21 protein-coding genes and 4 tRNA genes are annotated in these 17941 nt (G+C 70.5%); 5 read left to right on the plus strand and 20 right to left on the minus strand.

Features of this window, described 5'->3' with window-relative positions; all coding sequences use genetic code 11:
* Positions 1-2 precede the first annotated feature (2 nt).
* The 5 genes from secF to ruvA all read right to left on the minus strand — a co-directional run bounded on the left by secF (position 3) and on the right by ruvA (position 4707).
* A complete protein-coding gene (gene secF / locus J1M46_RS04860; RefSeq protein WP_206446804.1) occupies positions 3-974 on the minus strand; it encodes a protein translocase subunit SecF in 972 nt (323 codons plus the stop codon).
* Entirely contained in the window at positions 974-2641 is a 1668-nt protein-coding gene (secD, locus tag J1M46_RS04865) for a protein translocase subunit SecD (RefSeq protein ID WP_206446805.1), read from the minus strand. The genes secF and secD overlap by 1 nt, the downstream gene beginning before the upstream one ends.
* Positions 2642-2644: 3 nt before the next feature.
* Positions 2645-3022 carry a preprotein translocase subunit YajC gene (locus tag J1M46_RS04870; RefSeq protein ID WP_206446806.1) on the minus strand — a complete coding sequence of 126 codons (378 nt, stop codon included), beginning with the start codon at positions 3020-3022 and terminating at the stop codon, positions 2645-2647.
* 63 nt (positions 3023-3085) lie between these two features.
* A complete protein-coding gene (gene ruvB, locus J1M46_RS04875) occupies positions 3086-4114 on the minus strand; it encodes a Holliday junction branch migration DNA helicase RuvB (RefSeq protein WP_206446807.1) in 1029 nt (342 codons plus the stop codon).
* Positions 4111-4707, minus strand: a complete 597-nt coding sequence (gene ruvA, locus J1M46_RS04880; RefSeq protein WP_206446808.1) for a Holliday junction branch migration protein RuvA — start codon at positions 4705-4707, stop codon at positions 4111-4113. Before ruvA ends, ruvB begins: the two co-directional genes overlap by 4 nt.
* Positions 4708-4815: 108 nt before the next feature.
* Between ruvA and J1M46_RS04885 the strand changes: the two genes are divergently transcribed.
* Positions 4816-5007 (plus strand): hypothetical protein, encoded by a 192-nt coding sequence (locus J1M46_RS04885; protein WP_206446809.1) that lies wholly within the window; start codon positions 4816-4818, stop codon positions 5005-5007.
* Here the strand turns inward: J1M46_RS04885 and ruvC are convergent.
* The 9 genes from ruvC to J1M46_RS04930 all read right to left on the minus strand — a co-directional run bounded on the left by ruvC (position 5004) and on the right by J1M46_RS04930 (position 12405).
* Positions 5004-5582: a crossover junction endodeoxyribonuclease RuvC gene (gene ruvC / locus J1M46_RS04890; RefSeq protein ID WP_206446810.1), complete on the minus strand. Its 579-nt coding sequence runs from the start codon at positions 5580-5582 to the stop codon at positions 5004-5006. The genes J1M46_RS04885 and ruvC overlap by 4 nt on opposite strands.
* Positions 5583-5586: 4 nt before the next feature.
* On the minus strand, positions 5587-6354 hold the full coding sequence (locus J1M46_RS04895; protein WP_206446811.1) for a YebC/PmpR family DNA-binding transcriptional regulator: 768 nt from the start codon (positions 6352-6354) through the stop codon (positions 5587-5589).
* A 35-nt stretch (positions 6355-6389) separates the two neighbouring features.
* Entirely contained in the window at positions 6390-7025 is a 636-nt protein-coding gene (locus J1M46_RS04900) for a hypothetical protein (protein WP_206446812.1), read from the minus strand.
* A gap of 46 nt (positions 7026-7071) precedes the next feature.
* Complete coding sequence (locus J1M46_RS04905) at positions 7072-8007, minus strand: DMT family transporter (RefSeq protein ID WP_206446813.1); 936 nt, start codon at positions 8005-8007, stop codon at positions 7072-7074.
* 15 nt (positions 8008-8022) lie between these two features.
* Positions 8023-8646, minus strand: a complete 624-nt coding sequence (pdxT, locus tag J1M46_RS04910; RefSeq protein ID WP_206446814.1) for a pyridoxal 5'-phosphate synthase glutaminase subunit PdxT — start codon at positions 8644-8646, stop codon at positions 8023-8025.
* A complete protein-coding gene (gene pdxS / locus J1M46_RS04915; RefSeq protein WP_206446815.1) occupies positions 8646-9536 on the minus strand; it encodes a pyridoxal 5'-phosphate synthase lyase subunit PdxS in 891 nt (296 codons plus the stop codon). Before pdxS ends, pdxT begins: the two co-directional genes overlap by 1 nt.
* 35 nt (positions 9537-9571) lie before the next feature.
* Positions 9572-10090 (minus strand): HIT family protein, encoded by a 519-nt coding sequence (locus J1M46_RS04920; RefSeq protein WP_092919857.1) that lies wholly within the window; start codon positions 10088-10090, stop codon positions 9572-9574.
* 152 nt (positions 10091-10242) lie between these two features.
* A complete protein-coding gene (gene thrS, locus J1M46_RS04925) occupies positions 10243-12168 on the minus strand; it encodes a threonine--tRNA ligase (protein ID WP_241249359.1) in 1926 nt (641 codons plus the stop codon).
* A gap of 87 nt (positions 12169-12255) precedes the next feature.
* Positions 12256-12405, minus strand: coding sequence for a hypothetical protein (locus J1M46_RS04930; protein ID WP_206446817.1), 150 nt, complete (start codon positions 12403-12405; stop codon positions 12256-12258).
* Here J1M46_RS04930 and J1M46_RS04935 point away from each other — a divergent pair.
* Positions 12404-13009, plus strand: coding sequence for a hypothetical protein (locus tag J1M46_RS04935; protein WP_206446818.1), 606 nt, complete (start codon positions 12404-12406; stop codon positions 13007-13009). The genes J1M46_RS04930 and J1M46_RS04935 overlap by 2 nt on opposite strands.
* 65 nt (positions 13010-13074) lie before the next feature.
* On the opposite strand, the gene J1M46_RS04940 is transcribed toward J1M46_RS04935, so the two are convergent.
* The 3 genes from J1M46_RS04940 to J1M46_RS04950 all read right to left on the minus strand — a co-directional run bounded on the left by J1M46_RS04940 (position 13075) and on the right by J1M46_RS04950 (position 13344).
* Positions 13075-13149 (minus strand) — tRNA-Val (locus J1M46_RS04940).
* A 14-nt stretch (positions 13150-13163) separates the two neighbouring features.
* A tRNA-Cys gene (locus J1M46_RS04945) sits at positions 13164-13234 on the minus strand.
* A gap of 38 nt (positions 13235-13272) precedes the next feature.
* Positions 13273-13344: transfer RNA gene (locus J1M46_RS04950), tRNA-Gly, on the minus strand.
* A 146-nt stretch (positions 13345-13490) separates the two neighbouring features.
* On the opposite strand from J1M46_RS04950, the gene J1M46_RS04955 reads away from it, so the two are divergent.
* Positions 13491-13563 (plus strand) — tRNA-Val (locus J1M46_RS04955).
* A 51-nt stretch (positions 13564-13614) separates the two neighbouring features.
* Here J1M46_RS04955 and J1M46_RS15900 read toward each other — a convergent pair.
* Together J1M46_RS15900 and J1M46_RS04965 are read right to left on the minus strand one after the other, a co-directional pair.
* Positions 13615-13971: a four-helix bundle copper-binding protein gene (locus J1M46_RS15900; protein WP_446698559.1), complete on the minus strand. Its 357-nt coding sequence runs from the start codon at positions 13969-13971 to the stop codon at positions 13615-13617.
* A gap of 96 nt (positions 13972-14067) precedes the next feature.
* Positions 14068-14535, minus strand: coding sequence for a DUF4126 domain-containing protein (locus tag J1M46_RS04965; RefSeq protein WP_206446820.1), 468 nt, complete (start codon positions 14533-14535; stop codon positions 14068-14070).
* A gap of 56 nt (positions 14536-14591) precedes the next feature.
* Here J1M46_RS04965 and J1M46_RS04970 point away from each other — a divergent pair, with 56 nt between their 5' ends.
* Entirely contained in the window at positions 14592-15269 is a 678-nt protein-coding gene (locus J1M46_RS04970; protein WP_206446821.1) for an SDR family NAD(P)-dependent oxidoreductase, read from the plus strand.
* 60 nt (positions 15270-15329) lie between these two features.
* Here J1M46_RS04970 and J1M46_RS04975 read toward each other — a convergent pair whose 3' ends face one another.
* Positions 15330-16556 (minus strand): ammonium transporter, encoded by a 1227-nt coding sequence (locus tag J1M46_RS04975; RefSeq protein ID WP_206446822.1) that lies wholly within the window; start codon positions 16554-16556, stop codon positions 15330-15332.
* Positions 16557-16725: 169 nt separating this feature from the next.
* On the opposite strand from J1M46_RS04975, the gene J1M46_RS04980 reads away from it, so the two are divergent.
* A complete protein-coding gene (locus J1M46_RS04980; protein WP_241249021.1) occupies positions 16726-17934 on the plus strand; it encodes a Na+/H+ antiporter NhaA in 1209 nt (402 codons plus the stop codon).
* Positions 17935-17941: the final 7 nt, after the last annotated feature.

Consider the following 17941-nt stretch of genomic DNA (forward strand, 5'->3'; position numbering starts at 1 on the left):
GCTCAGACCACTGCCCCCTGGTCGCGCATGACCTTGACTTGCGCATCGCCGATGGTGTCGTTCTGCCTGAGTTGAGCATAGACAGGCGCCGCGACGAAGATCGACGACCAGGTGCCGACGATCGTGCCGATGAACAGCGCGAGCGCGATGTCGCGCAGCGTGCCGGCGCCCAGCAGCAGGGCGCCGATGAACAGGATCGACGCGATCGGCAGGGTTGCGACGATCGAGGTGTTGATCGATCGGACGAGTGTCTGGTTGACCGCCAGGTTGATCTGGCCGAGCATGGTGCCGCTGGTGCCGGGCGCGGTGTTCTCGCGCACCTTGTCGAACACGACCACGGTGTCGTACAGCGAGTAGCCGAGGATGGTCAGGAAGCCGATCACCGCCGCGGGTGTCACCTCGAAGCCGATGATGCCGTAGACGCCTGCCGTGACCAGCAGGTCGAAGGCAAGCGACGCGAGCGCGGCGAGCGCCATCTTCCAGGTGCGGAAGTACACCGCGAGCACGATCGAGACGAGCACGAGGAAGACGACGAGCGCGAGCAGCGCCTGCCGCGAGACGTCCTGGCCCCATGAGGGTCCGATGTACGAGAACGCGACGTCGCCGGTCTCGACCCCGTACGCATCGGCGAGCGAGGCGCGGATCTCGGCCGCCTGCTCTTCGGAGACAGCGTCGGTCTGCACGCGAACGGTGTCCTGCCCGAGCGTCGCCGCCCGGGCTTCGGAGTCGGGCACGATCGACTCGACGGCCTCCGTCGCCGGTTCGATGGACGCCGACTCGAGGCCGGAGACACGGAACTCGCTGCCACCGGTGAACTCGATCCCGAAGGTGAATCCGCCGCGCACGACGGTGCCCAGTGCCAGCACGATGAGGATGATGGCCGTGACCATGAACCACAGCTTGCGCTTGGGTACGACCGGGATCGAGCGCTCGCCGGTGTAGAGCTCGTTGCCGATGGTGGTGAGCGATGCCATCAGGACTCCTTGCCCGTCGTCGCGGCGTGCGCCTTGCGCTCCGCGATGGTCTGGCGCCGCTGCGCCTCGTTGGCCGACTTGGCTCCCTTGCCGGCGAGCACCGGCTCCCGGAACCTCGCGCGGCCGAGGTAGACCGCGCCCAGCGCCTTCGGGTCGAGCCCCGACAGCGGGTGCCCGTTCGAGAAGAACCTCGTGCGTGCGAGCAGGCGGAGGAGCGGATGCGTGAACAGGGCGACGACGACGATGTCGATGAACGTCGTGATGCCGAGCGTGTAGGCGAAGCCGCGCACGTTGCCCACCGAGAGCAGGAACAGGATCACGGCCGAGAGGAAGCTCACCGCGTCGGAGACCAGGATGGTGCGGAAGGCCCGCTTCCAGCCGGTCTCGAGCGCCGAAGTGAGGTGCTTGCCCTCGCGCAGCTCGTCGCGGATGCGCTCGAAGTAGACGATGAACGAGTCGGCGGTGATGCCGATCGCGATCACCAGGCCCGCGATCCCCGCGAGCGAGAGGCGGTAGCCCTCCGTGCTCGAGAGGAAGGTCACCACGAGGTAGGTCAGCACTCCGGCGACGGCGAGCGAGAGCACCACAACGACGCCGAGCGCGCGGTACTGGAATACCGAGTAGGCGACGACCAACAGCAGACCGATGAGTCCGGCGATCAGGCCGGCCTGCAGCTGGTTCGCACCCAGGGTGGGAGAGATCGTCTCGTTCGACTGCACCTGGAAGCTCACGGGCAGCGCGCCGAAGCGCAGCTGGTCGGCGAGGCTCTGCGCGCCCTCCTGCGAGAAGCCGCCGGTGATCTGCGCGTTGCCGTCGGTGATGATGGCGTTCGAGGTGATCGGCATCAGCACTGCGGCGTCGAGCACGACCGCGAACTGGTTCGTGGGCTCCGGCAGGCCGGTGATGGCGCGCGTGACGGCCTCGAAGTTCTCGGGGCCCTCGCCGTCGAGCTCGAGGTTGACGCCCCAGCCGCCGGTCGCCTGGCCCTGCGAGTTGGTCGCGGCGGAGACCGAGGCGTCCGCGATGCTCGAGCCGTCGACCGCGACCGGTCCGAGGATGAAGCGGGCGGTGCCGTCGCTGGAGCAGGTGATGAGCGGCTGGTCGGGGTCGGCGACCTCCGTCGGGTCGACATCCGAGCACATGAACGCCGCGAACTCGGACTGCAGGGCCGGCGTGATCCACGCCTGGTCCCAGGCGTTCTCGGGCTCTGCCGTCGGCTCTGCCGCCGGGTCGGTCTCCACCGGCGCGGGCGTCGAACCGGGCGCGTTCGCTTGCGCGGAGGCGAGCACCGGGCGGAACTCCATCTTGGCGCTCGCCTGGATCCGCTGCATGGTCTGGGCGTCGGGCTCGCCCGGCAGTGCCACGACGATGTTGCGACCACCCTGCGTGGTGATCTCGGTCTCCGAGATGCCGGAGGCGTCGACGCGCTGGCGGATGATCGCGACCGCCTGCTCGAGCTGCTCCTGCGAGATCGAGGCGCCCTCTGCGAGCCGCGGCTCGAGCACGATCTGCGTGCCGCCCTCGAGGTCGAGCGCGAGCTGGGGCGTCCACGCCGCCGAGCCGTCCTGGTCGAACGTCACGGCAGCGAAGTTGGCGCCGAACAGCCCGACGATCAGGACGCCGAGCCAGATGAGGGCGCGTGCGCCCCTGGTCCTAGCCTTCGCCACGGGTCAGGCGCGGTCGCGAGGGTCTGCGTCGCCTGCGTCGTCCGCGCGATCCTCGACGACCTCGGCCTCTTCAGCGTGGTCCTCGACCACGCGGGCCAGCGTCTGGCGGTGCACGCGCACGATGGTGCCGGGCGCGATCTCGACGAGCGCCTCGTTGCGCTCCTCATCGATCTCGCGCAGCTCGCCGAAGAGGCCGAAGTTCAGCATCACTTCAGAGCCGGGGACCATCTTGTCCTGCAGCTCCGCGGCCTGCGCCTTGCGCTTCTTGTTGCTGCGGAACATGAAGAAGATCATCGCCGCGAGCACGACCAGCATGATGATCGTCAGCGGGTCGAACGTGAACCCTTGCTGGGCGGGTGCGGCGGTCTGCAGGAACAGCATCGTAGGGAAGAGCCTCTCAGGGGTGATTCGTCGAGCGCAGCTGCGGGCACGACCAAGCGACCATCATACCCCGTCGAGCGTGGTGTCCCCGCTGTAGCCGGGCGCCGTGTCGGCCCGCGCGTGCCGCATGCCCGTCGGGGTCGCGACGCGGCCGCGCGGCGTGCGGCCGATCAGGCCCTCGCGCACCAGGAAGGGCTCGACCACCGACTCGATCGTGTCCGCCTCCTCCCCGATCGCCGCCGCCAGCGTGGACAGGCCGACGGGGCCGCCCGCGAAGCGATGCGCGATCGTGTGCAGCACCGCGCGGTCGATGCGGTCGAGCCCCGCCTCGTCGACGTCGTAGAGCTCGAGCGCCGCGCGCACGCCGTCCAGGTCGCTCGAGCCGGCGTGCACCAGCAGCCAGTCGCGCACCCGGCGCAGCAGCCGGTTCGCGATGCGCGGCGTGCCGCGGGAGCGGCCGGCGAGCTCGGCCAGCGCCGCGGGCTCGATGTAGAGCTCCATCAGCCGAGAGGAGCGCGCCAGCACCCGCTCGAGGTCGGCGGTCTCGTAGAACTCCAGATGCGCGGTGAAGCCGAAGCGGTCGCGCAGCGGCGCCGGCAGCATGCCCGAGCGGGTGGTCGCACCGACGAGCGTGAACGGCGCGAGCTCGAGCGGGATGGAGGAGGCGCCCGCGCCCTTGCCGACCATGATGTCGACGCGGAAGTCCTCCATCGCGAGGTAGAGCATCTCCTCCGCCGCGCGCGACATGCGGTGGATCTCGTCGATGAAGAGCACCTCGCCGGGCACGAGCGCCGACAGCACGGCGGCGAGGTCGCCCGCGTGCTGGATCGCCGGGCCGGAGGAGTAGCGGATGGGCCGGCCCGTCTCGGCGCCGATGATGGTCGCGAGCGTGGTCTTCCCGAGCCCGGGCGGGCCCGCCAGCAGGATGTGGTCGGGCGCGCGATCCTGCAGCCGCGCGGCCTGCAGCAGCACCTCGAGCTGCCCCTTCACCTTCGGCTGGCCCACGAACTCCGCGAGGCTCGTCGGGCGCAGGGCGCCCTCGAAGGCGAGCTCGTCAGCGGATGCGCCGGGATCGACCAGGGGGTCGGTCACGACCGCGCTCCAGGACCGAGGATCGCCAGCGCGGCGCGCAGCAGCGTGCCGGTCGAGCCGACGGCGTCGGGTGCAGCGACCGCGGCGCGCTCGATCGCATCGTTCGCGGTGCGCTCGGACCACCCGAGGCCCGTGAGCGCCGTGAGCACGTCGGCCCGCGCATCCGACCCCTTCGCCGTCGCAGCGGCGGCCGGCGCGGCGAGCTTGCCGCTCAGCTGCAGGATGAGCAGCTTGGCGGTCTTCGGCCCGATGCCGCTGACGGCCTTGAACGCCCGCTCGTCCTCACCCTCGACGGCGCGCGCGAGCTCGTCGGGCGTCAGGTGCGCCAGCACGCCGAGCGCCGACTTCGGGCCCACGCCCGACACGCCGATGAGGAGCTCGAAGACTTCGAGCTCCGCCTCGGTCTCGAAGCCGTAGAGCGAGAGCTCGTCCTCGCGCACGACCAGGTGCGTGTGCAGCGCGATCTGGCTGCCGATGCGGGCGCCGAGCGAGACCGGCGGCGTCACCGCGACCGCGTACCCGAGGCCGCCGACGCCGATCACCAGCCGCTGACCGCGGGCGGAGAGGACGGTGCCGTCGAGCCTGGAGATCACCAGCTCAGCCTAGGCGGCGGCGCCGAATCGCATGGTCTGCCGCGCCGAGCAGGAGGGCTCGCTCTGATAGGTTCAAGACGTCCCGGACCCGCTCGATACGGAGTGCTCATGAACGTCATCCGCCTGATCCTGACGATGCTCCTCTTCGTCGGCGGCCTCGTGCTGATGGGGTACTCGTTCGATACCCCCGGATACGAGGCGCTGATGTTCCTCGTCGGCCTCGGCGTGCTGTGCTTCTCGGTCTGGCTCACTGCCGAGTTCGGCATGCGCGAGCACCGCCGCAGCCGCACGCGCAGCTAGCGCCGCGGCCGACCGCTCTTCGCAGCGGCCTCCGCCGCCGCCCACGCGCGTTGCGCCGGCGTCGAGGTAGCAGCTGCGGCTGCGCCCGTCGGCACCCGAGCGCGCCAGCCCTCCGCGATCGCGATCGCCAGCGCATCCGCCGCGTCGGCCGGCTTCGGAGCGGCGTCAAGCCGCAGCAGCCGCCGCACCATCTCGCCCACCTGGCGCTTGTCGGCGGCGCCGTAGCCGGTGACCGCCGCCTTGACCTCGGTAGGCGTGAGCAGCGAGATGGGGATCTGCCGCTCGGCGGCGGCGCGCAGCACGATGCCCGAGATCTGCGCGACGCCCATGACGCTGCGCAGGTTGGCCTGCGCGAACACGCGCTCGAGCGCGATGGCGTCGGGCCGGTGCACGTCGATCGCCGACTCCACGCCGCGCGCGATGCGCAGCAGCCGCTGCTCGATCGGCTCGTCGGCGTCGGAGCGCAGCACCTCGACGTGCACGAGGCTGGGCGTGCGGTGCGCGATGTCGACCACGCCGACGCCGCAGCGCGTCAGGCCCGGGTCGACGCCGAGGACCCGCACCGACGCCGCCACGGCGCTACTCGTCGTCGTCTTCGTCGAGCTGCGCCTGCACCGCTGCCGGGATATCGAAGTTGGCGTAGACGTTCTGCACGTCGTCGCTGTCCTCGAGCGCGTCGATGAGCCGGAAGACCTTGCGAGCCGTGTCTGCGTCGACCTCGACCTTGAGGTTCGGCACGAACTCGACATCCGCCGAGTCGTAGTCGATGCCTGCCTCCTGCAGCGCCGTGCGCACGGCCACCACGTCGCTCGCCTCCGAGAGGATCTCGAAGCCGCCGCCCTGATCGGTGACCTCCTCGGCGCCGGCGTCGAGCACGGCGAGCAGGATGTCGTCCTCGGTGACCTCATCGGTCTTCGTGACCGAGACGACGCCCTTGCGGCTGAAGTTGTAGGCGACCGAGCCCGGATCTGCCATGGTGCCGCCGTTGCGCGTCATCGCCGTGCGCACCTCTGCGGCGGCACGGTTCTTGTTGTCGGTGAGGCACTCGACCATGAGCGCGACGCCGCCCACGCCGTAGCCCTCGTACATGATCGTCGCGTACTCGATCGACTCGCCCGTGAGCCCGGCGCCGCGCTTGACCGCGCGGTCGATGTTGTCGTTGGGAACGCTCGTCTTCTTCGCCTTCTGCACGGCGTCGACGAGCGTCGGGTTGCCTGCCATGTCGGCGCCGCCGATCTTGGCGGCGACCTCGATGTTCTTGATGAGCTTCGCGAACGACTTGGCACGCTTGGCGTCGATGACGGCCTTCTTGTGCTTCGTCGTCGCCCACTTGGAGTGTCCGGACATGGTGCTTCCTGGTCGGTGACGTCGGGGCACCCATCCTACGCGGAGGAGGCCGGCCCCTCCGCTCGTGCGCGGGGCGCGGCGACGCCCGAGGATCGCAGCTCGAGCGCGGCGAGCGCCCGCAGCGCGGTCTCGTCGCCGCGCCGGAAGGCGGCGACCGGATCCTGCACCGAGGCGAGCAGCCGGGAGGTCGGCTGGCTGACGAGCGCGCGCAGCGCCAGCAGGTCGCGACCCTCGTGCGTGGCGGCCAGCCGCCTGCTCGCACCGGCGCGCAGCGCGAATCGCAGCCGCGGGACGCACCAGATGAGCAGCACCAGGAGCACGGGCAGCAGCCACAGCGCCGTGCCCACGGTGGCCGCGAGCGTCTCGATCGCACCGCGCAGCGCCGTGCCGGCCGCCGCCAGGTCGTCGGCGGATCCCGACGCGTCGACGAAGGGCTGCGCGACCCCCTCCCCGACCAGCGGCACCTGCGCGAGCGCCTCGCCCGCATCCGTCAGCGTGGTCGAGAAGCCGGTGCCGGCATCCTCGATCTGGGTGCCGAAGGCGCCGAGCGAGGCGATCGCGTCGCGCACCTGCTGCGAGATCCAGACAGCGATGGCGACGGTGCCGACGGCGACCAGGTCGCCGATCACCTGCCAGGTGGCCTGGCCGGGCCTGCGGGAGTAGAGCTGCACGTGCCGATTCAAGCAGGCCGCGCGACAGCAGCCGTGCTGCGCCGGCTCAAGCGGGTGCGACCAGCTTCGCCTTCGGCCGCTGCCCGACGAGGATGCCGGCGCCGATCACGATCGCCGCGCCGAGCAGCTGCCAGAGGCCGAGCTGCTCCCCCAGCACCAGCACACCGAGGGTGACGGCGACCACCGGGATCAGGTAGGTGACGGTGGCGGAGACCGTGGGCCCGACGGCACGCACCACCTCGAACTGCAGGATGTAGGCGACGCCGGTGCCGATCGCGCCGAGCGCGATGACGGCCAGCAGCGCCAGCGGCAGGCTCGCGAGGTCGCCGTGCACGGCGACCGGCGACCAGCCCTCGATGAGGCTCCAGGTGACGAGCGCCACCAGCGCCATGGGCAGGCCGGTGATCATGAGCGCCGTCGGGTGCGCGATGCCCGGCACCTCGGTGTGTGCCAGCAGGCGGCGGTTCAGCGTCCAGCCGACGCCGTACGAGGCGCCGCCGAGCACGGCGATGCCGAAGCCGAGCACATCGGGCCCGGCGACGGACGACCACGGCTGCGCGATGAGCACCACGCCGAGCAGGCCGAGCAGCACCGCGACCAGCTTGCGCGGGGTGAGCCGGTCGCTCGGCAGCAGCAGCAGCGCGAACAGCACCGTCGCGACGGGGGTGATCGCGTTGCCGAGGCCGGCGGCAGCGGACGAGATGCGCGTCTCGGCGACCACGAACGCGGTGAAGGGCAGCGCGGTCAGGAAGAACGAGCAGACCGCCAGCAGCCCCCACGTCCTGCCGTCCTTGGGCAGGCGGGTGCGGGTGGCCGCGGCGAGCAGCGCGAGGGTGATCGCCGCGATGCCGATGCGCAGGGTCGCGATCTGCATCGGGTGCAGCGCCTCGAGCCCCAGCTTCATCAGCAGGAACGACGAGCCCCAGATGATGGCAAGCGCGATCCACATCGCCTGCCACGGGACCCGCCCGAGCGCGCTCATCACCGGAGCATCAGATCACGAGCCGCTGACATGCGCGACGTGCTCGAGGAAGCGGCGGTGGAAGCGGGTCTCGCCGTCGACCTCCGGGTGGAACGAGGTGCCCAGCAGCACGCCCTGCTCGACGGCCACGACTCGGTCGTCGACGCGCGCGAGCACCTGCACGCCCGCGCCCACGCGCTCGACGACCGGCGCCCGGATGAAGGTCGCGTGCACGGGCGGCTCCCCCAGGTGCGGCACGTCGAGCATCGACTCGAACGAGTCGACCTGGCTGCCGAAGGCGTTGCGCCGCACGTCGACGTCCATACCGCCGAACGACAGCTGCGTCGGCAGGCCGTCGAGGATGCGGTCGGCCAGCAGGATGAGGCCGGCGCACGTGCCGTAGACGGGCATGCCGGCACCGATGCGCTCGATGATCGGCTCGCGCAGCCCGAACAGCCGCGTGAGCTTGTCGATCACGCTCGACTCGCCGCCGGGCAGCACGAGGCCATCGACCTCGGCGAGCTGCGCCGGGGTGCGCACGAGCGACACCTCGGCGCCCAGCGACTCGAGCACGGCGACATGCTCGCGCACGTCGCCCTGCAGGGCGAGGACGCCGACGCGGCCGGGGCGCTCCCCCGTGCCGCGCCGGCCCGAATCCACTACCAGCCGCGCTCTGCGAGGCGGTGCGGGTCGGGCAGGTCGGCCACGTTGATGCCGACCATCGCCTCACCGAGGCCCCTGGAGGCATCCGCGATCGCCTTCGGGTCCTCGAACGCGGCCACCGCCTTGACGATGGCTGCAGCGCGCGCCTTGGGCTGGCCGGACTTGAAGATGCCGGAGCCGACGAAGACGCCGTCGGCGCCCAGCTGCATCATCATCGCCGCGTCGGCGGGGGTCGCGACGCCGCCGGCGACGAAGAGCACCACGGGCAGCGAGCCGCGCTCGGCGACCTCGGCGACCAGCTCGTACGGCGCCTGCAGCTCCTTGGCGGCGACGAACAGCTCGTCCTTCGACAGCGACTGCAGGCGGCGGATCTCGCCGCTGATGGTGCGGATGTGCTTGGTCGCCTCGGAGACGTCGCCGGTGCCGGCCTCGCCCTTCGAGCGGATCATCGCCGCGCCCTCGGTGATGCGTCGCAGCGCCTCGCCCAGGTTGGTGGCGCCGCAGACGAACGGCACCGTGAAGGGCCACTTGTCGATGTGGTTGACGTAGTCGGCGGGGCTGAGCACCTCGGACTCGTCGATGTAGTCGACCTCGAGCGCCTCGAGCACCTGCGCCTCGACGAAGTGGCCGATGCGCGCCTTCGCCATCACCGGGATCGACACCTCTGCCTTGATGGCGTCGATCAGGTCGGGATCGGACATGCGGGCGACGCCGCCCTGCGCGCGGATGTCGGCGGGGACGCGCTCGAGCGCCATGACGGCGACGGCGCCGGCATCCTCGGCGATGCGTGCCTGCTCGGGAGTGACGACGTCCATGATGACGCCGCCCTTCAGCATCTCGGCGAGCCCGCGCTTGACGCGTGCGGAGCCGGTGGTGTTCTCGGTCATGATGTGTCTCTCGTGTCTGACGTGCAGTTGGCGGCTCAGGCCGGCCAGGCCGCTTGGATGTCCTGGCGCATGTCCTCCAGCAGGATGGGCAGCGCCTTCGTCTTCGCGATGATCGGGAAGAAGTTCGAATCCAGGCTCCATCGCGGGACGATGTGCTGGTGCAGGTGGTCGGCGATGCCGGCGCCGGCGATGCGGCCCTGGTTCATCCCGATGTTGAAGCCCTGGCAGCGGGTGAGCTGCGAGAGGACGCGCATGGCGGTCTGCGTCAGCACCGCCATCTCGGCGACCTCCTCGGTGGTCGCCTGGTCGTACATGCCCACGTGCCGGTACGGGCAGACCATCATGTGGCCGGTGTTGTACGGGTAGAGGTTCAGCAGCACGAAGCAGGTCTCGCCGCGCGCGACGATCAGCCCCTGGTCGTCGCTGAGCTCGGGCGCGCGGCAGAACGGGCAGGCGTGCTCCTCCGGCATCTGGCCCTGCTGGATGTAGACCATCCGGTACGGCGTCCAGAGGCGCTGGAAGTGATCGGGCACGCCCGGCAGCTCGCTCGACATCTGCGTCGGGGCGCCCCAGGCGTGCTCGGCGACCAGCGGTGCCTCGGGCTCCGGTGCGGGCTCGAAGGCCGGCAGCGAGTCGCGCAGCACCGCGGCGCGCTCCGCCGGCTCGTCCAGCGCCGGGTCGTCGCCGTGGCGGTGGCTGTCGTCCGTCACAGGTGCGCCTTCGTCTCGATGGCCTCCACGATGCGCGCGATGGCGTCGTCGACCGGCACGCCGTTGTCCTGCGTGCCGTCGCGGAAGCGGAAGGAGACGCTGCCCGCCTCCTGGTCGGTTGCGCCGGCGATGAGCTGGAAGGGCACCTTCGCGAGCGTGTGGCTGCGGATCTTCTTCTGCATCCGCTCGTCCGAGCGGTCGACCTCGACGCGCACGCCCTTGGGGCGCAGCTTCGCGGCGATCTCGTCCAGGTAGTCGGCGAAGTCCTCGGCCACCGGCACGCCGACGACCTGCACCGGAGCGAGCCAGACCGGGAAGGCGCCCGCGTAGTGCTCGAGCAGGATCGCGAAGAAGCGCTCGATCGAGCCGAAGAGCGCGCGGTGGATCATGATCGGGCGCTGCTTCGAGCCGTCGGGCGCGGTGAACTCGAGGTCGAAGCGCTCCGGCAGGTTGAAGTCGAGCTGCACGGTCGAGAGCTGCCACGAGCGGCCGATGGCGTCGGTCACCTTCAGGTCGATCTTCGGCCCGTAGAAGGCGGCCTCGCCCGGCTCCTCCGTGACCTCGAGCCCGGATGCCTTCGCGACGCGCCGCAGCGCATCCGTCGCCGTCTCCCAGATGGCCTCGTCGCCGATCCACTTCGACTTCTCGTCGTCGCGCATCGAGAGCTCGAGGCGGAAGTCGGTGAGGCCGAAGTCGTTCAGCAGCGAGAGCACGAACTCGAGGACCTTGGTGGTCTCCTCCTCGAGCTGGTCGGGGGTGACGAACAGGTGCGCGTCGTCCTGCGTGAAGCCGCGCACGCGGGTCAGCCCATGCAGGGCGCCCGAGAGCTCGTTGCGGTAGACGGTGCCGTTCTCGGCCAGCCGCAGCGGCAGGTCGCGGTAGCTGCGGGAGCGCTCCTTGTAGATGAGGATGTGCATCGGGCAGTTCATCGGCTTCAGGTAGTAGTCGACGCCCTGCCTGGTGATGGTGCCCTCGTCGTCGCGCTCCTCATCCATGTGGATGGGCGGCCAGATGCCCTCGGCGTAGGTCTCGAGGTGCCCGGAGGTGGCGAAGAGGTCCTGCTTGGTGATGTGGGGCGTGTAGACGTAGCTGTAGCCCTGCTCGATGTGGCGCTTGCGGGCGTGCTGCTCCATCTCGCCGCGGACGATGCCGCCGCGCGGGTGCCACACCGACAGGCCAGAGCCGATCTCCTCCGGGAACGAGAAGAGGTCGAGCTCGCGGCCGAGCTTGCGGTGGTCGCGCTTGGCGGCCTCCTCGAGGCGCTGCTGGTAGGCGCGCAACTCGTCCTTGGTGGGCCACGCGGTGCCGTAGATGCGCTGCAGCTGCGGCTGGTCGGTCTTGCCGCGCCAGTAGGCGCCGGCCACGCGGGTCAGCGCGAAGCCGTTCTGGATCAGCCGGGTGGAGGGCAGGTGCGGGCCGCGGCAGAGATCCTTCCACTGCACCTCGCCGGTCTTCGGGTCGACGTTGTCGTAGATGGTGAGCTCGCCAGCTCCCACTTCGACGGATGCGCCTTCCGCGGCAGCCGCGGCGCCGCCCTTGAGCCCGATGAGCTCGAGCTTGTAGGGCTCGTCGGCGAGCTCGGCCTGGGCTTGCGTCTCGGTCACGACGCGGCGCACGAAGCGCTGGCCGGCCTTGACGATGCGCTGCATCTCCTTCTCGAGCGCCTTCAGCTGGTCGCTCGAGAACGCTTCGGCGACGTCGAAGTCGTAGTAGAAGCCGTCCTGGATGGGCGGTCCGATGCCGAGCTTCGCCTCCGGGTTCACGCGCTGCACGGCCTGCGCGAGCACGTGGGCGGCCGAGTGGCGCAGGATGTCGAGGCCGTCGGGGCTGTCGATCGTCACCGGCTCGACCGCGCCCGACTCGACCGTCTGCGTCTCGGTCAGCTCGCGCGCAAGGTCCTGCAGCTCGCCGTCGACGCGCATGGCGACGACGGCACGGTCGGTGAAGAGATCGAATCCGGTGGTCACCAGACCATCGTAGGCGGGCGGTGGCGCCTGTGACGCCGCGCGTCAGCGCAGCGCGTGCGGCGGGGCGGGCGTCGCGTGCCGCGATCGCTCGACCTCGGCGCCGAGTGCGAGCCACAGCACCTCCGCCCTTCGTGCGGCGGGAGTGGCGTCAGTGGCCTGCGGGAGGATGCGGAGCGAGACGGAGGAGCACATGGGCGCAGAGGACACGACGGCCGGGCAGTCCGGTGACGACTGGGCGTCGCCCACCGATCTGTTCCAGCTCGACGTCTGGATGGCTCGGCACGCGCACGACGAGCCCGAGCCCGACCCCGGCCCTGCTCCGGTGCCTCCCCGGCTGCCGGAGGGCGTGGTGCTGTGGAGCCGGCCGGAGTGCACAGAAGTGCACGACGCTGCGCATCTGGCACAGCTGCTGGAGGCCCTGCGGGGCCATGCGTTCGGCACCGCGCTCGGCAGTTCGGCACCCCAGGCTCGCTCGGGGCAGGTCGTGCGGGTCTCGGAGGCGGACGAGCCCCCGACGTTCATCGTCGAGGTACACGACGGCACGCCGCAGGACTTCGCGCGCCGGGTCTTCCGCGGTCTCCGTCCGACCGACTATCCGCTCAGCCCCGAAGGGGACCGGCCGCTGCACGACGCTGAGCTGTTCGATTCGCAGCACGCGGCCGCCATCCTCTGGTCGTTCCTCCACGACGGCTTACCGCCCGGATACGCTCGCACGCTGCGGCACCTCTCGCCGACGGAGCTACGACGCTTCGGCTTCAATAAGGAGGGAACGGGCAAGGCGCGACCTCGGCGCTGAGCCGCACCGCACCGCACGCACCCGGACATGCGAAAACCCCCGGCTTCGATCCGGGGGTTCTGCTCTGGTGGGCGATACTGGGTTCGAACCAGTGACCTCTTCCGTGTCAGGGAAGCGCGCTACCGCTGCGCCAATCGCCCTTGCGGGGTGCTCGAGGTGGAGACGGGATTCGAACCCGCGTACACGGCTTTGCAGGCCGTTGCCTCACCACTCGGCCACCCCACCAGGTGGTGTGAGATTGCTCTCCAATGAGATTGCTCTCGAGCGGATGACGAGATTCGAACTCGCGACCCTCACCTTGGCAAGGTGATGCGCTACCACTGCGCCACATCCGCGGGGCTCATCACTGAGCACTTGGACGACTATACCTACCGATCCTGTGCATGCCAAATCGCCTGGCGACGTGTCGCAGATCCGCATCCGCCTTCACGAGGTGCTCACCGGATGTGGCAGACTTATGCGGTCCGCATCGCAGCGGCACGGGCGATTGGCGCAGTTGGTAGCGCGCTTCCTTCACACGGAAGAGGTCGTGGGTTCGAGTCCCGCATCGCCCACCGACAGGGGCCGGCATCGCGAGATGCCGGCCCCTTCCGCGTGCTGCGCCGCTATGCGCGCTCGCACGCTTCGGCGCAGCGCTCGCAGGCCTCTGCGCACTCGCGGCAGTGATCGGCATCATGCTTCCGGCACTCGGCGGCGCACGATCGGCACACCGCCGCGCACGCGGCGAGCAGCGCGGCGACCGCGTCGCTCGAGAGCCCGCCGCGCTGCAGCACGCTCGCGGTCGTCTCGCACACCTCCGCGCAGCTCTCGCAGGATGCCGCGCAGTCGTCCATGCCCTCGCGCCGATCTGCCGCAGCGCACGCGCGGCATGCCTCCGCGCAGGATGTGAGCGCCGCGATGTACTCCGCGTGCCCGCGTCCGGATTCGCTCTCGCCCGACGCTTCCGTGTGACTCTCGTGCATGATCGATCCTCCCTGCGAGCCGGTCAGCCCGCTCGCCGAGCACCGTACTCCGGGCGCGACTGCGACAACACCCCTGCGTCGACGGCTCGGACAGGCTCACGGCGTCGCGGCCGCACGGCTCAGCGCGATCGCCGCCGCATCCTCGAGCAGCGCGATCGCCGGGTCGGGCAGTCCGCTCGCCTCCACCAGAGCGCGCCGGCCCCAGTAGCCGCCGACCGCGCCCAGTAGCGCTCCGACGGCCGCGACCCCGGCACCACGCGCGGCGGCCCCGCGCCTGCCGGTGCCCGCGCCGAGTGCCGCACCGGCGAGTGCCGCGGAGCCGATGCGGCCGATCAGCGCCGGAGGTGAGAGCCGCGAGGGCGTCGCCGGCAGCTTGTCGCCCACCAACTCGCCCACCGCGAGTGCCGTCAGCGCCGCCTTGCCCCACGGGCTCTGCAGGAGCGGCCACGGCGGCGAGGCGCCGGGTGTGAGTGCGATCACCGCGATCGGCGTGAGGGAGCGCATGCCTCCGGCGATGCCGAGTACGAGCGACCGGCGAGAGAGCGAGCGGTACGTGCGCGACATGCAGTCACCCTCGCACCGCACATGCGCTCGCGCCAGTGGCGGCATACGGTGGCGGCATGGATCTACAGCTCACCGACCACATCGTCCTCGTCGTCGGCGGCACCGGCCTGATCGGAGCCGCCGTCGCCGAAGTCGCCCGCGCCGAAGGTGCCACCGTCGTGACCGCCGCGCGCGGCGAGGGCGCCGACCTGCGGCTGGACGGCGCCGACGACGCCTCTGTCGAGCGCGGCATCGCCCGCGTGCTCGAGCAGCACGGCCGCATCGACGGCCTCGTGATCGCCGCCGCTCCCCCGGCGCAGACCCTCGACCCCGCGCGAGCGAGCGACCCGGCGCAGGTTGCGCAGGCCGTCGACGACAAGGCGATGACCTTCCTGCGCATCGCCAATGCCGTCAACCCCCACATGCGCGAGGCCGGCTCCGGCCGCATCGTGGGGCTGAGCGGCCAGAACGCCCTCATGACCGGCAACATCACCGGCGCCGTGCGCAACGCGGCGCTCATCATCGCAGCGGAGAGCCTCGCCGATGAGCTCGCCGGCACCGGGGTCAATGTCAACGTCGTCAACCCCGGCCCGGTCACCGCATCCGCCACCGGTGACGTCGCGCCCGGCAAGCCCGGCGAATCGACACCCCAGCAGGTGGCCGACCTCGTCGTCATGCTGCTCTCCCCCAGGCTGGCGGTCTCGAGCGAGTCGATCGCCAGCGGCCACCGCTTCCGGGGCGCGGTCGCGCTCTGAGCATGCGAAGAGGGCCGGTGCTCACCGGCCCTCTTCGTCGACTCGTGTCAGTCTCGCGACTCAGACCCGCTCGAGCTCGTACTCGTACGCGTCCTCGCCGTGCACGACCCGGTCGACGCCGGCCAGCTCGTCCTCGCTCGTGACGCGGAAGCCGATCGTCTTCTCGATCGCGAAGCCGATCACGAACGCCGCGACGAAGGCGTAGATCATGACGCCCACGGATGCGATGAGCTGCACGAGCAGCTGGCCGATGCCGCCGCCGAGGAACAGCCCCGTGTCGTTCGCGAAGAAGCCCAGATAGATGGTGCCGAGCATGCCGCCGACCAGGTGGATGCCGACCACGTCGAGCGAATCGTCGAAGCCCAGCCGCCACTTCAGCTCGATCGCCAGCGCGCACAGCGCGCCGGAGAGCGCGCCCAGCAGCAGCGCCCAGCCAGGGGTCAGGTTCGCGCAGGCGGGCGTGATCGCCACGAGGCCCGCGACAGCACCGGAGGCAGCGCCCACCGAGGTGGGCTTGCCGTCCTTGAGCTTCTCCACCAGCAGCCAGGCGCAGATCGCCGCAGCAGTCGCGCCGACGGTGTTGAGCGTGATGAGCCCGGCGCCCTCGAGCCCGTTCAGCCACTCCGCACCCACGTTGAACCCGAACCATCCGAACCACAGGATGCTCGCGCCCAGGATCACGAACGGCACGTTGTGGGGCTTGTGCGCGCCCTTGGTGAAGTCGAGCCGCTTGCCCAGCACGATGGTCAGCGCCAGCGCGGCAGCCCCGGCGTTGATGTGCACCGCGGTGCCGCCCGCGTAGTCGATGACCGCCGGCAGGCCCAGCAGCTCGCCGAGCGAGTAGGCCCAGCCGCCGCCCCAGACCCACGCCGCTATGGGGAAGTAGCCGAGCGTGGCGAAGGCGCCCGCGAAGAGCATCCAGGCACCGAACTTCGCCCGGTCGGCGATCGCGCCGGAGATGAGCGCGATCGTGATGATGGCGAAGGTCGAGCCGTACGCGACGCCGATGAAGTCGGTATTGGCGCTCTCGCCGGCGGCCATGGCGGCGAGCCCGAAGTCGCTGAACGGGTTGCCCGAGAAGTCGAGCGGCGAGTCGACCGCCGACATGTTGTAGCCGTAGAGGATCCACAGCGTGCCGACCAGACCGATCGCGCCGAACGACATCATCATCATGCTGATCACGCTCTTGGCGCGCACGAGCCCGCCGTAGAAGAACGCGAGTCCTGGCGTCATGAACAGCACGAGCGCTGTCGCCACGATGCCGAAGGCCATGCTGCCTGCATCCATTGGGAGCTCCTTGAGTGGGTGATTCGACGGGACAGCACGAGCATCCTCCCGGCGCGTTTCCGTGCCGGTGCTGCTCGCGTTTCCGGTCGGTTACGGATGCGGCTGCCGTGTTTCGGGCAGGTTGCGCGGCGGTCTCGGCGGCATGAGCGGAAATGGGAGGATGGATGCCATGAACCTGTCGTGGATCCGGAACCCGCAAGTTTCAGCGATGCTCCTGCTGGGCGCCGCGATCATCGGCCTCGTCATCGCGAACACCGGCCTCGGACCCGGGCTCGATGCGATCAAGCAAGCGCGCCTGCCCTTCACGATCTTCGGCCTCGACCTCTCGTCCGCGCAATGGGTGACCGATGGCCTGCTCGTGGTGTTCTTCTTCGTGGTCGCGATCGAGCTTCGGTACGAGTTCACGCAGGGCGATCTAAACTCGGTCTCGAAGGCCGCTGTGCCCACGATCGCGGCCATGGGCGGCGTGGCGCTGCCCGCGATCATCTACTTCAACGTCGCCGGCGCCGACGGCGCGCTGGGCTGGCCGATCCCGACGGCCACCGACATCGCCTTCGCCCTCGGGGTGCTCGCGCTGTTCGGCCGACGGCTGCCGACCAACGTGCGGGCGCTGCTGCTGGCGCTCGCGGTGATCGACGACCTGGTCGGCATCTTCTTCATCGCGGTGTTCTTCACCGAGACGCTCTCGCTGCCGCACCTGCTGCTCGGCGTGGTCGGTGTCGTCGCCTTCTGGCTGCTGGGCCGCATGTACCGCAGCCGGCGCGGCAGCTGGCCGCTGCGCATCGCGCTGCTGGCGGTGGCCCTGATCACCTGGTGGCTGGTGGCGATGAGCGGCATCCACGCGACGATCGCGGGCGTGCTGCTGGGCCTGGTCCTCGCTCCCGCTCCCGCCGAGTCGGCCCGCGAGAAGCTCGAGCCGTTCTCGAACGGCATCGTGCTGCCGGTGTTCGCCTTCACCGCCGCCTCGGTCGCCATTCCGCAGGTGCCGCTGAGCGAGCTCAGCCCGGTGTTCTGGGCGATCGTCATCGCGCTGCCGGTCGGCAAGCTCTTCGGCGTCACCATCGCCGGCCTGATCGGCCAGGCAGCGCTGCGGGTGCCGAAGCTCGAGCGCGTCAAGCTTTCAGAGCTGATCGGCATCGGCCTGCTCGCGGGCATCGGGTTCACGGTTGCGCTGCTCATGAACGAGCTCGCGCACCGCACCGCCGAGGAGCTCATCGTCGAGGGCACGCTCGGCGTGCTCGCCGGATCGCTCATCTCCGCGGTGCTCGGCGCGGTCTACATCGCACTGCTCAGCCGCCGCTACCCGCCGGTCGACACGACGGAGGTCACGACCAGGGACGCAGAGGAGTACCTGCGCCGCACCGACTCGGAAGGCTGAGTCAGCG

Origin of the sequence: Agrococcus sp. KRD186 (assembly GCF_017168255.1) — a bacterium.
GTDB lineage: Bacteria > Actinomycetota > Actinomycetes > Actinomycetales > Microbacteriaceae > Agrococcus.

What these genes read in the sequence shown, in the direction of transcription:
- J1M46_RS04975 (WP_206446822.1), bottom strand. Translation starts at nt 16,556, where the DNA reads ATGGATGCAGGCAGCATGGCCTTCGGCATCGTGGCGACAGCGCTCGTG.
- J1M46_RS15900 (WP_446698559.1), bottom strand. Translation starts at nt 13,971, where the DNA reads ATGCACGAGAGTCACACGGAAGCGTCGGGCGAGAGCGAATCCGGACGC.
- J1M46_RS04920 (WP_092919857.1), bottom strand. Translation starts at nt 10,090, where the DNA reads ATGTCGAGCGAGCTGCCGGGCGTGCCCGATCACTTCCAGCGCCTCTGG.
- J1M46_RS04930 (WP_206446817.1), bottom strand. Translation starts at nt 12,405, where the DNA reads ATGTGCTCCTCCGTCTCGCTCCGCATCCTCCCGCAGGCCACTGACGCC.
- J1M46_RS04905 (WP_206446813.1), bottom strand. Translation starts at nt 8,007, where the DNA reads ATGAGCGCGCTCGGGCGGGTCCCGTGGCAGGCGATGTGGATCGCGCTT.
- secF (WP_206446804.1), bottom strand. Translation starts at nt 974, where the DNA reads ATGGCATCGCTCACCACCATCGGCAACGAGCTCTACACCGGCGAGCGC.
- J1M46_RS04965 (WP_206446820.1), bottom strand. Translation starts at nt 14,535, where the DNA reads ATGTCGCGCACGTACCGCTCGCTCTCTCGCCGGTCGCTCGTACTCGGC.
- J1M46_RS04980 (WP_241249021.1), top strand. Translation starts at nt 16,726, where the DNA reads ATGAACCTGTCGTGGATCCGGAACCCGCAAGTTTCAGCGATGCTCCTG.
- J1M46_RS04935 (WP_206446818.1), top strand. Translation starts at nt 12,404, where the DNA reads ATGGGCGCAGAGGACACGACGGCCGGGCAGTCCGGTGACGACTGGGCG.
- J1M46_RS04870 (WP_206446806.1), bottom strand. Translation starts at nt 3,022, where the DNA reads ATGCTGTTCCTGCAGACCGCCGCACCCGCCCAGCAAGGGTTCACGTTC.
- J1M46_RS04970 (WP_206446821.1), top strand. Translation starts at nt 14,592, where the DNA reads ATGGATCTACAGCTCACCGACCACATCGTCCTCGTCGTCGGCGGCACC.
- J1M46_RS04885 (WP_206446809.1), top strand. Translation starts at nt 4,816, where the DNA reads ATGAACGTCATCCGCCTGATCCTGACGATGCTCCTCTTCGTCGGCGGC.
- pdxS (WP_206446815.1), bottom strand. Translation starts at nt 9,536, where the DNA reads ATGACCGAGAACACCACCGGCTCCGCACGCGTCAAGCGCGGGCTCGCC.
- thrS (WP_241249359.1), bottom strand. Translation starts at nt 12,168, where the DNA reads ATGCGCGTCGACGGCGAGCTGCAGGACCTTGCGCGCGAGCTGACCGAG.
- J1M46_RS04895 (WP_206446811.1), bottom strand. Translation starts at nt 6,354, where the DNA reads ATGTCCGGACACTCCAAGTGGGCGACGACGAAGCACAAGAAGGCCGTC.